Raw genomic sequence first — 13,854 nt, forward strand, 5'->3', positions numbered from 1 at the left:
CACCGGCCGCCTTAACCCAGCGAGTTGGCAGTGAATTCGTTCAACCAAACAATGGCCAATGAGCGCAAAGTCGTTCAGCCACCTCATCCCGAACCGACTATGTCCGGCTGGTACACTACGGCAGGGCCGGAGTTGGCGCTGGTGCCGCAAGAAGGCGACGTTGCGTGTGATTGCCTCGTGATTGGCGGCGGCTGGATGGGGCTACACGCGGCCCGTCGATTTGCCGAACTCAACCCTCAGTCTTCGGTTGTCCTCGTAGACGCCGGCCGCATTGGGAACAATGCATCCGGACGGTGCATGGGTTTCGTCATCGATCTCGCGCACAATCCTCGGAAGCGCGATTTCGTCGAAGACATCAAGGGGAACAAGGAAGAGCTGTTCGTTAACCTGGACGGCATCGCCTACATCCGAAGCGCTGTCGAAGAGCATGGGGTCGATTGCGACTGGGACGCGCAGGGAAAATACCACAGCGCGGCCACCGCTCACGGTGCGGAGGATCTGCACCGCTTTTCGAAGGCGCTGGATAAGCTTGGGCAGAACTACAGCTGGGTCGAGACCCCCGAAATCCAGGCGATCACCGGCAGCAAGCACTACATCAAAGCCTTGCATCATCCTGGCACCGTCTTGGTCCAGCCTGCGAAATATCTCAAGAATGCGACAAGAAGCCTGCCCGACAACGTCACCGTTCACGAAAACACGCCTATCGTAGCGGTGCAGTTCGGTGCGCCGAAGCACATCTGCGAGACGCCCACCGGAACAATCAGGGCTTCGAAGGTCATCATCTGCGCGTCAGGCTATCTGACGAAATTTGGCTTCTTCGACAACCGCGCCATACCGCTGTACACATTTGCGAGCATGACACGACAGCTCACGGAGCGTGAGCTTTCGCGGGTGGGAAACAAGAACGCCTACGGACTTATTCCAGCCAACAGCTTCGGCACGACGGTTCGTCGCACGATCGACAACCGGCTTTTCCTTCGCAACGTCTATTCCTATGCGACGGACTTCAAGACCACCACGCAGGACGTGATGAGGGCTCGGGTGCAGCAGCAGATCGCCTTCGATCGGCGGTGGCCGGAGCTCTCGTCGATCGGCTTCGAGGCCAGCTGGGGCGGCCTTCTTACCCTCGCGCAAAATGGCGGAATGGTCTTCGGCGAGTTGGCGGAGAAGGTTTACGGCGCCGCATTCTGCAACGGAACAGGCGTCGCGCGCGGAGCTGCCTTCGGCAAGGCCGTAGCCGATCTGGCGTCAGGGAGATCATCGCCGGTGGTCGATATCCTGAAGACGCGAGCAAGTCCCAGCAAGCCCTATCCCAGGCCTGTCACAGCGATGGGCGTTCGCATCGTAACCGCGGTCCGTTTCCGACAGGCCGGCGCTGAAGTCTAGATAAAACGAGAGAGATCATGGCGGACCTGAAGGGCATAAATCTGGCAATGCAAACACCGTTCGATGAGAATGGTGCGATCAACTATTCGATTTTCGAGGATCTGATCGAGAAGTACGTCGCGGCAGGTGTTCACGGGCTAGTGCTTGGCGCAGGGACCGGGCAACACCCCTATCTTACCGAGGCCGAGTGCAACCGCCTCTACGAAGTAGGCGCAAAGCGAATAGCTGGTCGCTGCAACGTCATTTGCCAGACCTCCGCCTTGAATATGGACGAAGTCATCAGAAGGTCGCGTCACGCGGAGTCCGTCGGCGCCGACGCATTGATGGTACTGCCACCCTACCTGGAGGGTCCGAGTGATGAGCAGGGTATCTTCGACTTCTACAAAGCAATCGATGCTGAATTAGGTATCGACCTGGTCGGCTACAACATCCCACAGGCCACCGGCATTTCGGTTTCACCACAGCTGTTTGAGCGCCTGAGCCAGTTGAAGAATTTCAACTACATCAAGGACAGCGCAGGTGACTTTACTGTCCATCAGGAATACCTGCAGACAAGCGGAACGGTGCTCAATGGCTGCGACACCACCACGCTCTACGCACTGATGGCCGGGGCACGCGGCGTCATATGGGGTGGTGCGAATTACATGCCTTCTGAAGCGGTCGAGCTATATAGATTGGTGGACCGCAAGGAATACGAACAGGCGCTAACCCTCTGGCAGCGCATGTTGCCCTCGTTGCTCTTTATCTGGAGGTCGCCCTATACGCCGTCAGTACTTCGAGCGGCGCAACTGCGCGGCTACGGAACAGGAAATCTTCGCAGCCCACTGAGAAAGCTATCGGCAGATCAGGAAGCGGAGCTTCGCCGTTCGCTTGAACCGTTGGGCGTCTAAGGCGAAGAGAGGCGAGGGCTTCGTGAGGATCGTTCATGTTGGTGCGAGTGGCGTGATCGGCAAGGCCGTGTCGGCCGAACTCGGCAGGCGGCATGATGTCATCGCTGTCGGCCGAAGCACCGGCGATTTCCAGGTCGATATCGACAATCCCTCGTCCATAAGTCGAATGTTCAGCCAGATCGGCGAGTTCGATGCCCTGATATGCACAGCGGGCACGGTTCATTTCGCGCCGCTCGCCGAGTTCACCATCGAGCAATATGCAATCGGCTTGCAAAGCAAACTCATGGGGCAGGTGAACCTTGTCAGACTTGGACTTGGATTCCTTCGTGAGGAAGGATCGTTCACATTGACCTCCGGTCCAACGAACGACGATCCGATATCGCTCGGAACATCCTCCGCGATGGTCAATGGCGCGCTCGAGGGATTTGTCCGAAGTGCTGCAATTGAGCTTCGCCAAGATCGTCGGATCAATCTGGTGAGTCCGACTATGCTCGAGGAGTCCTCTCCGCTCTACAGCCCTTACTTCCAGGGTTCGAAGGCCGTCGCGACGAACGACGTGGTGCTTGGTTACGTCAAAAGTGTCGAGGGCAGGCAAACAGGATGCGTTTACAGGATTGGATGGTCACGAGATCGCTGACCTGAATGCGGCACAACGGGCTGATATGCGAGCCGGAGTGCGTGTCGGCGGCCGGTTTTGGTTGCCCGCACTGGCATCGGCTTATCCGACATAGATTGGTCTGGTAACGGGAGTAAGACCGCTTGATTATTCCGTCCAAAGCCCGCGCCGTCATCATCGGCGGCGGCGTCTCCGGCTGTTCGGTCGCCTATCACCTGGCCAAGCTCGGCTGGACCGACATCGTGCTGCTCGAACGCAAGCAGCTGACATCGGGCACAACCTGGCATGCCGCCGGCCTGATCGGCCAGTTGCGCGGCTCGCAGAACATGACGCGGCTGGCGAAATATTCGGCCGATCTCTACTTCAAGTTGGAAGCCGAGACCGAGGTCAGCACCGGCATGCGCCAGGTCGGCTCGATCACCGTGGCGCTGACCGAGGAGCGCAAGCACGAAATCTACCGGCAGGCATCGCTGGCCCGCGCCTTCGACGTCGACGTGCGCGAGATTTCGCCCAGCGAAGTCAAACAGATGTACCCACATCTGAACATTTCGGATGTCGTCGGCGCGGTGCACCTGCCGCTCGATGGCCAGTGCGACCCGGCCAACATCGCCATGGCGCTAGCCAAGGGCGCACGCCAGCGCAGCGCGACCATCATCGAGAACGTGAAAGTCACCAAGGTTCACACCAAGAATGGCCGCGTTACCGGCGTGTCCTGGGCGCAAGGCGAAGAGCAAGGCACGATCGATACCGATATCGTCGTCAACTGCGCCGGCATGTGGGCGCGCGAGCTCGGCGCGCAGAACGGCGTCACCATCCCGCTGCACGCCTGCGAGCATTTTTACCTGGTCACCGAGCCTATCCCCGGCCTCTCCCGCCTGCCGGTGCTGCGCGTGCCCGACGAGTGCGCCTACTACAAGGAAGACGCCGGCAAGATGATGCTCGGTGCCTTCGAGCCGGTGGCCAAACCCTGGGGCATGGACGGCATCCGCGAGGATTTCTGCTTCGACCAGTTGCCCGAGGACATGGAGCATTTCGAGCCGATCCTCGAAATGGGCGTCAACCGTATGCCGATGCTGGCGACCGCCGGCATCCATACGTTCTTCAACGGTCCCGAGAGTTTTACGCCTGACAACCGCTATTATCTCGGCGAGGCGCCGGAACTGTCCGGCTACTGGATGGCGACCGGCTACAATTCGATCGGCATTGTTTCGTCGGGCGGCGCCGGCATGGCGCTGGCGCAGTGGATCAACGATGGCGAGGCGCCTTTCGACCTCTGGGAAGTCGACATCCGCCGCACCCAGCCGTTCCAGAAGAACCGCCGCTACCTGAAGGAACGCGTCTCCGAAACGCTCGGCCTGCTCTATGCCGACCATTTCCCCTACCGGCAGATGGCGACATCGCGCAACGTCAGGCGTTCGCCGCTGCATGAACATCTCAAGGCGCGCGGCGCCGTGTTCGGCGAGGTTGCCGGCTGGGAGCGTGCCAACTGGTTCGCACGTCAGGGACAAGTGCGCGAATACCGCTATTCCTGGAAACGCCAGAACTGGTTCGACAACCAGCGCGAGGAACATCTCGCGGTCCGCAACGGCGTCGGGCTGTTCGACATGACCTCGTTCGGCAAGATCCGCGTCGAAGGCCGCGACGCCTGCGACTTGCTGCAAAGGCTTTGCGCCAACGATATGGACGTCGCGCCGGGCAAGATCGTCTACACGCAGATGCTCAACCAGCGCGGCGGCATCGAGAGCGACCTCACCGTGTCGCGGCTGTCCGAAACCGCCTATTTCCTCGTCGTGCCTGGCGCCACGCTGCAGCGCGACCTCGCCTGGCTGCGCAAGCACGTGGCCGATGAATTCGTCGTCATCACCGACGTCACCGCTGCCGAAGCCGTTCTTTGCCTGATGGGACCGGATGCGCGAAAACTGATTCAGAAGGTGAGCCCCAACGATTTCTCCAACGAAACCAATCCGTTCGGGACGTTTCAGGAGATAGAAATCGGCATGGGCCTGGCCCGCGCCCATCGCGTCACCTATGTAGGCGAACTCGGCTGGGAGCTGTATGTCTCGACCGATCAGGCAGCCCACGTCTTCGAGGAGATTGCCGATGCCGGGGCGGATGTCGGGTTAAAACTCTGCGGCCTGCACACGCTGGATTCCTGCCGCATCGAAAAAGCCTTTCGCCACTTCGGCCACGACATCACCGATGAGGACAATGTGCTGGAGGCCGGCCTCGGCTTCGCGGTGAAGACGGCCAAGGGCGAGTTCATCGGCCGCGATGCCGTGCTGAAGAAGAAGGAAGCTGGATTGAACCGCCGGCTGGTCCAGTTCCGTCTGAAAGACTCGCAACCCTTGCTCTTCCACAACGAAGCGATCCTGCGCGACGGCAAGATCGTCGGCCCGATCACCTCGGGCAATTACGGCCATCATCTCGGCGGCGCGATCGGGCTGGGCTATGTGCCGTGTCAGGGAGAAAGCGAGGCGGATGTGCTGGGATCGTCCTACGAGATCGAGATCGCCGGCGAGCGCTTTGCCGCCGAAGCATCGCTGAAGCCGATGTACGATCCGAAGTCGGATCGGGTGAAGATGTAGCGCGGTCCACTGCTCGACGTTGAATAGCCGAACGGGAGACCTAGGTCGGCATGGGCGTGCTTTTTCTCCAATACGGCTCGTCTTCGTGCGTTGAGCTCGAAAGTCGATACAGATTCATACCTTGTTTGAAAGAGTGGACTGGATGACGCGATCTGAGTTCAACACACAGGCGTTTTTGAAGGCGCTGGATCGAAAGAAGTCAGATAGAAGACTGAACTGGAAGCAAGCCGCTGACCTTTCAGGAGTCAGCGCTTCAACATTGATCCTTATGGCGCAGGGACAAAGGCCAGATGTCGAGAACCTGGCTAGGCTATTCCACTGGTCGGGTTTGAATGCCGAAACATTTATGGGCGCTGGACAGGGACACCGTCTTTTTACTGAGCCGTTCAGCCAAATCGCCATGGTCATCTGTTCGGACAACTATCGTGCCGACAATGGCCGCAGCACGGTGGTTGGCACCATCACTGGTATTTGTGTGCGTATCCGAGACAAACGCCACCACGGCTAGTCTAGCGGGAAAGGATGGCTCTGGTACCCGCTTTGACGAGCACGGGCGTCGTCGAGCGCCAGCGTGGTGCTCCCGTTCCCCAGGATCGCCGGCCCCCGTCATGAGAAGACGGCCTTTAGGGGTTTGGTTCATCGGCGTCGCAAGCTTGTAGGCCTTCGCCTCCGATCTTCGGCTCCGTCGATCAGTTAGTCCGCGAATCCGTTGGATGGTCAGCTACTGGTCTAAAGCGGAATGACCATGACCTCGTCCTGTGAGCTGGCAGGCCGCTTGCGGCCCAAAAGCCCTGTCCGAAAAGCGCCTCATCTCGGCCGTGAAGTTAGCTCGGCCACTGCCTTGAAACGGACACTACCGGCAACCTCGCTTGAGATCGCGGTTGCGCCATGAGGTCGCCGAATTGCAAAAGAGATTTGATGGGCCGATATCATCGACCACGAAGCAACGTCGCAGCGAGCGGACGGCTCAACACACCAAACGTGACCTACGCGGCGCGTCGTTGAGCCAACCGGAGACCCGAACGGGCTCGACGAGGGTCGACTGCCGTCACGATGCTGTGGTGGTGATCGCAGTAGACGCGATCCGGCGAAGTTGGCCCAGCACAAAAACGGTAGCCGCCGGGTATGGATGCGTCTTCGCTCACCGGGAAGCGGCACTGATAGACGCCTAGGTGAATGAGGGGGACGTCTCTCGCAGTCAGTCTGATATTTTCAGGCATGATGGTTTTCAGGCTCCTAGTTCATAAGTCGATGCTGGCTGACGGCCGCGGTGCGACCCCGCCGAGGCGAGCTTCTCTCGTTTTGGAAGGCTATGCACCACCATATGGTGTTGGTCGCAGCATCAATGAAGCCCGAAGCCATGCTATACGAAGCCAATAGTTTGCGACTTAAGGCCACACCTGCGCGAGTAAGAACGTTCGGCAAATGTCGTAGCAGGCTACCTCGGGCACTAGCCCTGCCAGGGTTTGTCGGCGGCGGGGGGTAGCGGCTCTGTGGGGGCCTAACAGGCGCGCCCAGTCGTTGACCTTCAGGACGGTGATCGGCGCACGGCTCCGAACGTTCGCACACGAGGTTAGCTACAATCGACTATCATGCGTCACGAGGCCATGCGGAACGATACGGGAAGATTTCTGATTTTGGCACACGAAAAACTCAACAAAATCAACGTTTGCGGCACATCCTCCAGGCCCACAAAAATACCCATCTAACTTACTGATTTTATTTATTTATTTTTTCTTTGACCACACCATGGACTCGAACCCCTCCCATAAAGGTCAAATCGGGTTGTGTTCGAGAGCGATTTCGGGGCCTGTCGCGAAGTGAATTTTCAAGCCACTCCGGATATGCCCGACTTGACCCGTAGCTGACCTGCGCCGGCCGCAAGAGGGGCGGCGGCTTTGCGCCTCATGTCGGCTAGTCCTCGCTAAGCGCGACTTTTACGAAAACGGTCATCATTCAACCTGCGACCGTACTGAGGTTTAGTCTAGCAGTTTTGGCTGCCCAACGGCGCTGTCAACCGCCGAGGCCGTCGCGGATGGCCGAGAAATAGCGGTCGGCTCCGACCTGCCCACCCTTCAGCGCCACCTCCAGCCCGTCGATCGCCGCGATGCGCGAATGGGCGACGCACAGCGGTGACCCCGGCGAGGCGGGCAGCGGCATCCTGACCGTCAGCGCATCGACGCCCATCTGTCCGAGCGCATGGCTTGACGTGTCGCCGCCGGCGATGATGACGCGCTTCAGGGCCTGCTGCTCGGTCAGTTGCCGAAGCAACATGCCGAGGCCTCGGCCGAGCTTGTGGCGGGCGCCATCCTGGCGGTCGATCTCGGCGCCGCGATCCGCCGTAGGCCCGAGCGCCGTATAGAGGATGATACTGCGCCCGGCCTGCAAGCTGGTGCGGCCGCTTGCGGCCGCACGCGCGATCGCGTGTTCGGAAGCCTCCGAGACCAGTTCGATGGGATCAACTTCGATGCCGTCGAATCCGTCGGTCAGCGCATGCCGGATCTGCCGTTCCGTGGTCGGCGAGCAGCTGCCCGAAACGACAGCGACGCGATCGGCGGCGCCCGGCGGGAGAAAGCGAGGTTCCGCGCGGACTGTCCCAATCTCCGCCCATTCGGTGAGCAGCGCATATTCGATGCCCGAGGAGCCGACGACGAAGGAACCGCTTGGCTTGCGCGTGCGCCATATCTCCTTGCCGGCGAACGCCTGGCTTTCCGGACTGTCGACATCGATAAGCACGATCGCGGCGCCATCTTCGGCGAGGCGATCGAAAGCTGCCGAGCGGTCGACCGAGCCCAGCGTCGCAAGGTCAAGCAATCCCGAGGCAAGCGCGGTCTGCCGCGATAGATGGATCAAGAGGTCCGCCTCATCCATCGGCGTCGTCGGGTGGCGGCTCATCACCGGATGGCGGTCGATGCGGTAGTGTCGGTCGCGATAGGCGGCGAACAGATGGCCGAAGGCCGTGTAGCGTTTGAGCTGCGGCGCGCCGACCACGAGCGGCACGCTCTTCTGCGTAAACACCGAACGGCCGATCTCGATCGCCCGGCCGATGCTGCCGATCGTCGGGCTGGAATCGAAGGTCGAGCAGACCTTGTAGTGGCAGATGGCGGCATTTAGCGTCTTCAGCCAGCCGAAGGCATCCTTGAGATGCATGTCCATCCACTGCGGCGTCTCGCTGCGGCTGGTGCCGGCCAGCCCAACGGCGCGGCAATGCGAAAACCGCGCCAACTGCGCCGCGTCCGGCTGCCGCATGAACAGCACGGTCGGCACGCCGCCGAGCTCCAGCGCCTCCATCACATCGGTCGAGCCGGTGAGGTCGTCTCCATAATAGCTGAGCAGAAGGTCCTGCATGCTTCAGGCCGCCTTGCCGTCGCCGAATTTCTCGATCGAGCGCGCCAGCTCCGCATGGCTCTTGGCGAAATCCTCGAGCGGAATGCCGTCGACCGCCGCTTGCCAGGCCTGTTGCACGGCGCGCACGCCGGCGCCCGGCCCGTCCGGATGGCTGACGATGCCGCCGCCGCAGAGATAGAGCAGATCGACCGTGCGGCCGGTGCGCTCATAGGTTTTGGGCGCCTGCCCGCCCCACTGGCCAGAGCCCGCCACCGGCAGGGCGCTATCATCAGGCGAAAAGAGCGGCGTCGTCACCGCCTCGAAGGAGCGGATGAAGGAGTCGTCCGGCTCCCAGTATTTCGAGGCGATGCCGTTGATCTGGAACTGGTCGACGCCGAGCAGCCGCCAGAACTGCTGCCAGACCTTGAAATCCATGCCGAGCCCAGGATGGCGGGTGAGGATGTCCCAGCCGTTGCGATGCGCATGCAGCACCAGGCCGGAGCGCTTCCTCAAGAAAGCCATGCCGCCGAAGCCGATGGAGTTGATGTTGATCACCGCGCAATTGCCGCCGGCTTCGACCACAAGTTCATGGTTGCGCATCAGTTGGTCCGGATCGGCATGCGAGATGCCGAAGGCATACATCACCTTCTTGCCGGTCTTCTGCTCGTGGTCGAGGATCAAAGGCATGATTGCCTTCACCCGTTCGGCCAGCGGCGAATAGGCCGGGTTCATCAGCTTCTCGTCGTCCTTGATGAAGTCGACGCCGGCCTCGATCAGCTCGCCCACCATAGCGGCCGTCTCATGCGGCCTCAGCCCCAGCGCCGGCTTAACAATGGTGCCGATGATCGGGCGATCCGTTACCCCGGTCAGCCTGCGGCTGCCGGCGACGCCGAACTGCGGTCCGGGATGCGCGCCGCGATATTGCTCCGGCAGCTTCATGTCGACGACGCGGATGCCGGACAGGCCTTTGATCGAATAGGTGCCGCCGATGGCGATGGTCATCAGCGCTGCAAGGTCGGTGCCGATGGCATCGAAGGGGAAGGCGATGTCGACATCGGCGCGCTTGAACGGCCCGTCGCCCGCTTCAGGAATGGATGGCCGCTCGGCATCGGGCAGGGGCCGTATCGCCAGCACCCGCGCTGCCACCCGCGCCTTCAGCTCCTCGGTCTCCCCGGGCAGCGAAACGAAGGTACCGGTCGACTGGTCGCTGGCTATTTTGGCCGCCAGCGCCTCGATGCTGCCAGAGGTCTCTATGCGATAGGTGAGGGTTATCATGGTCCGCAGTCTCAGGCCGAGGCGTTCGAAAAAAGTTCACCGCTGCTCGAAATCTGGTATAATGAGTACATAAGTATTGCAAGCAATATCCGGCTGGACGTTTCAGCTCGGTCGAGGGACAGCAATTCCGGGAATTGCGCCGGCGGTGTTAGATAGGGCCGGGTCAAGGGAGTGATTCGCGACGATGAACCGTTCGGAACCGATCGTCCGGCGCAAGCTTTCCGACGAAGTCTTTCTGCGGCTGAAGCGGCTGATCACCAGTGGCGAATTGATGCCGGGCGACGATATGCCCTCGGAGCGCGAATTGATGGAGCGCTTCGAGGTCGGCCGTCCTGCCATCCGCGAGGCGATGCAGGCGCTGAGCAATATGGGACTGGTGGCGATCTCGCATGGCGAGCGTGCCAAGGTGCTGCAACTCACCGCCAAGTCGATCATCAAGCAGGTCGACGGCGCCGCCAAGATCATCCTGTCGTCGTCGAAGGACACGCTGGAGCATTTGAAGAGCGCGCGCATCTTCTTCGAGCGCGGCATGGTCAGGGAAGCCGCCGAGAAGGCCACCGCCGAGGATGTGCAGCGGCTGCGCGCCACCGTTGCCGAGCAGCGCGGCTTTCGCGGCGACGCCGAGGCCTTCATCTCCGCCGACATGAAGTTCCACACCCAGATCGCGGCGATTTCCGGCAACCCGATCTACGTCGCTGTCAGCGAGGCGATGCTGGGCTGGCTCAAGGAATACCACACCGAGATGCTGATCTGGACCGGCAAGGAAAAGTTCACGCTGACCGAGCATGAAGAGATCATCGGCCGCATCGAGAAGAAGGATGCCGACGGCGCCGAGAAGGCGATGATCAAGCATCTCGAACGCTCGCGCGCGCTCTATGTGATGAACACCGGCAACTGACTTCGCCGCCTCAGATCCGCGCGATGGCGTGAGGCGTCATCACAAGCTGGCTGCGGCCAAGCGCTGAAGTGTCGACCGCCACATTGTCCGCTGTCAGGTTGGCCAACCACACAATGGTCTCGCCCGAAGCATTGCGGCCGGCCAGCGCCAACACCTTGGTCTCATCGCTTGTCCTTGCCGCAACATGTGCAAGGCCAGCCAGTTCGCAGAGCCCCTCGATGGCCTGGAAGATCGGCCGCGGCGATCCTTCTGCGACCGGTTCCCCGGACGCCGCCAGCACACCGAACGGCCCGGCGAAACCGGAAAGCGTCAGCATTTCCAACCCAGCCGGCGCTACGCGCGCGGCATAGCCGATCGTCCATGCCGCCGTGAATTGGCCGGCATGGCGCGGGTCATGATTGGCCATGGCGATGCGCTGGCCGTCAAAATTGTCCTTGGTCGCGCCGCCATAGGGGTTCTGGCGCATGGCAATCGTCGACGGGCCGATACGGTATGGCTTTGCGCCGAAGATCGCCCGCGCCGACTGCGTGATGAAAGGCAGCGCTTCCAGCGATTGCATGACGCTGAGATCGTCCGCCGCATGCACGATCGGGCAGGTGCAGTGGGTGATGAAATCGAGCGGGCCGGCGGGCACGCGCTTGCGGTTCAACTCGGTGAAATAGCTGAACATGCCGCCGCCAAGGCGAATGTCCGGAAAGGCGCGCCGCGCTGCCGCATAGACATCCTCGAGCGGCGGGCATTCCGGCCACGCGCTGCCCGGCGGCGTCGACTGCCGGTCGATCGAAGGCGAGACGGCAATGGCCGAGAGTTTCAGCCCAGCCTGAAGCACCATGTCGGCGACGCCTGAAAGCTCGGCGTCGAGATCACCCATGCCGACAACGACGCATTCGAGTGTCGTCTTGGCTGGGTAGGCGAAGGCAAGCCGGGCGAAAGAGCGCAAGGCGTCGAGCCCGTGGCCGCGCGTCGGATCGTAGTGGAAGATCAGCTGCTGCGGGCCGAGGTCGGACAGCATCGAAAGGTTCGCAAGCGCTGTCTCGACATCATCCGGATAGATGATCACGCCGACATCCGGCAGCGCCGAACCGGGCTCGCCGAGCGCGACGCGAACCGGCTCGCCCGCTGCGATGGCAGCCGGCGCTTTCGCTTCACCCGTGATGTTCAGGCTGATCGTTTGGCGATTGGGTTGCCCGGCCGGCAGCACATAGGGCCACGGCAGCGCCAGCGGCCGCACATAGGTCTTGTAGGAGGCATCCGACCAGTTGCGCTGGTCTTCCATCTCGAAAATGTCGCCTTCCATCCGGCATTCGGCACTGACGCCGGGACGCACCTCATGCGTGATGGCGCGAATGTCCTTGAAGGGCTGCCAGGGATCGATCAGCAACGGAAGTTTTGTTCCCACGATACGGCCATCTGTATGTTCGACCGTTACCGGGCTGCCGGCGAGGCCGGCGATCGGGTGCAGGATGCAGAAGCCGCAGCGATTGGTCTCGAAATCGCTTTCGGGGAGCGCACTGACGTCGAACACCAGCTCGCCGCTCGCAGAGCCCTTGATCGTGGCGCGGAAGCCGAGCCGGCTTCCGCCCGGTCCAACGCAGCTTGCCGAATAGCTGACGAAAAAGGTTTCCTCATTCTGGTCGATGACAAGGCCGGTCAGTTCGGGCTCGTAGGTGCCCCAGTCGCGGTCGCGCACGATATAGGCGATGGCGCGCAGCACTTCGGTGCCGTCGTGGCGGATCGTGCGCAGATTGCCGTTGACGAAGTCGGCACTGAGCAAGCCCGCGCTCAGCCTGACCGATCCGGCCTCGACCGCCGATGTGCCGTAGAGGAGGAAAGCGTCGGCGGTCATCCGAGTAATGTATCGAGCCGCACGGGCTCGCGGCTCGCAGCACCCGCATAGGCGGCCTCGACCAGCGCGAACGTTTTGAGGTTGTCGGCGCCCGAGGTTGCCGGTTCGATCCCCTTCGCCAGGCAGTCGACCCAGTGCTTCTGGATGGCGAGGACGCTTTCCTGGATGTTGTGCCAGGGACGCGACGCCCAGGGCAACAGCGGCGGCGAAACGTCACTCACGGCGGTTCCTTTCTTGCCGGTGACGGTGAGCTTGTAACCCTGCGCCAGCCGGATCGTGCCGTCACTGCCGTCGATCTCGATCAGCGTTTCGGGAAACGGCTCGACGGCAAGTTTCGTCGCGTAGCTGCAGTCGACCACCGACGTGACGCCGGAGTTATGATCCATCAACATGGTCGCGACATCCTCGCCGGCGATGGCGGGGTTGATGCGCGCGGTTCGCGTTGTGATCGTTGAGACATCGCCGAACAGGAAGCGGGCGATGTCGATTACGTGGATGCCGAGATCCTCGATGATGAAGCGCTTTCCGGTCGCCAAGTAAGGCTGGCCGGAAAACACGTCATAGGCCGAGCGGAAGGAAATCCGTCCAAAGAACGGCGTGCCGATCTCACCGCCGTCGAGCACGGCGCGCACCGCCTGGATCGGCGACTGCCAGCGGAAGTTCTCATGCACCATCAGCGGCACGCCGGCCTCAGTGCACGCCTGCACCATGGCTTTGGCATCGGCGAGCGTCGGCGCAAACGGCTTTTGGCAGATCGCCGGAACGCGGTTGGCGGAGGCCAACTCAACCAGCGGCCGGTGGCTGCCGACGGTGGTGGCGATATCGACGAAGTCGAGTTTTTCGCTGGCGAACATCTCCGCCGCGTCGGTGTAGCGCTTCGCTATGCCGAACTGGTTGCCAACGATCTGAAGCCGCTCCGGATCGCGGTCGCAGATGGCGACGATCGCTGCGCCTTCGATGTCGCGCCAGCCATGCATCTGGTTGACGGCGAAGAAGCCGCAGCCGATCAGCGCTCCGCGCAGTTCCGCCAT

Annotated in this window: 10 protein-coding genes; 6 read left to right on the forward strand and 4 right to left on the reverse strand. The window is 61.5% G+C overall.

The window, feature by feature from the left end; genetic code table 11:
• Positions 1–30 precede the first annotated feature (30 nt).
• From ACSQ3Z_RS09320 to ACSQ3Z_RS09340, 5 genes are all read left to right on the forward strand, one after another.
• On the forward strand, positions 31–1,386 hold the full coding sequence (locus tag ACSQ3Z_RS09320; RefSeq protein ID WP_436170995.1) for an NAD(P)/FAD-dependent oxidoreductase: 1,356 nt from the start codon (positions 31–33) through the stop codon (positions 1,384–1,386).
• Positions 1,387–1,403: 17 nt separating this feature from the next.
• The gene (locus ACSQ3Z_RS09325) at positions 1,404–2,276 is read left to right on the forward strand and encodes a dihydrodipicolinate synthase family protein (protein WP_436170996.1); all 873 of its coding nucleotides are present in this window, start codon (positions 1,404–1,406) and stop codon (positions 2,274–2,276) included.
• A 22-nt stretch (positions 2,277–2,298) separates the two neighbouring features.
• The gene (locus ACSQ3Z_RS09330; protein ID WP_436170997.1) at positions 2,299–2,913 is read left to right on the forward strand and encodes a short chain dehydrogenase; all 615 of its coding nucleotides are present in this window, start codon (positions 2,299–2,301) and stop codon (positions 2,911–2,913) included.
• A 122-nt stretch (positions 2,914–3,035) separates the two neighbouring features.
• Positions 3,036–5,477 carry a GcvT family protein gene (locus ACSQ3Z_RS09335; protein WP_436170998.1) on the forward strand — a complete coding sequence of 814 codons (2,442 nt, stop codon included), beginning with the start codon at positions 3,036–3,038 and terminating at the stop codon, positions 5,475–5,477.
• 142 nt (positions 5,478–5,619) lie between these two features.
• Positions 5,620–5,985 carry a helix-turn-helix domain-containing protein gene (locus ACSQ3Z_RS09340; protein ID WP_436170999.1) on the forward strand — a complete coding sequence of 122 codons (366 nt, stop codon included), beginning with the start codon at positions 5,620–5,622 and terminating at the stop codon, positions 5,983–5,985.
• 1,505 nt (positions 5,986–7,490) lie between these two features.
• Here the strand turns inward: ACSQ3Z_RS09340 and ACSQ3Z_RS09345 are convergent.
• Together ACSQ3Z_RS09345 and oiaX are read right to left on the reverse strand one after the other, a co-directional pair.
• Positions 7,491–8,825, reverse strand: a complete 1,335-nt coding sequence (locus ACSQ3Z_RS09345) for a four-carbon acid sugar kinase family protein (protein ID WP_436171000.1) — start codon at positions 8,823–8,825, stop codon at positions 7,491–7,493.
• Between the two features lie 3 nt (positions 8,826–8,828).
• On the reverse strand, positions 8,829–10,079 hold the full coding sequence (oiaX, locus tag ACSQ3Z_RS09350; protein ID WP_436171001.1) for a 3-oxo-isoapionate-4-phosphate decarboxylase OiaX: 1,251 nt from the start codon (positions 10,077–10,079) through the stop codon (positions 8,829–8,831).
• Positions 10,080–10,263: 184 nt separating this feature from the next.
• Here oiaX and ACSQ3Z_RS09355 point away from each other — a divergent pair, with 184 nt between their 5' ends.
• Positions 10,264–10,977 (forward strand): transcriptional regulator NanR, encoded by a 714-nt coding sequence (locus ACSQ3Z_RS09355; RefSeq protein ID WP_436171002.1) that lies wholly within the window; start codon positions 10,264–10,266, stop codon positions 10,975–10,977.
• Positions 10,978–10,987: 10 nt separating this feature from the next.
• Here the strand turns inward: ACSQ3Z_RS09355 and apnL are convergent, their stop codons facing one another.
• Positions 10,988–12,823, reverse strand: coding sequence for a D-apionate lactonase (gene apnL, locus ACSQ3Z_RS09360; RefSeq protein WP_436171003.1), 1,836 nt, complete (start codon positions 12,821–12,823; stop codon positions 10,988–10,990).
• Positions 12,820–13,854: a Gfo/Idh/MocA family protein gene (locus ACSQ3Z_RS09365; RefSeq protein WP_436171004.1), complete on the reverse strand. Its 1,035-nt coding sequence runs from the start codon at positions 13,852–13,854 to the stop codon at positions 12,820–12,822. The genes apnL and ACSQ3Z_RS09365 overlap by 4 nt, the downstream gene beginning before the upstream one ends.

Source organism: Mesorhizobium sp. LjNodule214 (genome assembly GCF_964252735.1).
In the GTDB taxonomy this organism is placed as follows: domain Bacteria; phylum Pseudomonadota; class Alphaproteobacteria; order Rhizobiales; family Rhizobiaceae; genus Mesorhizobium.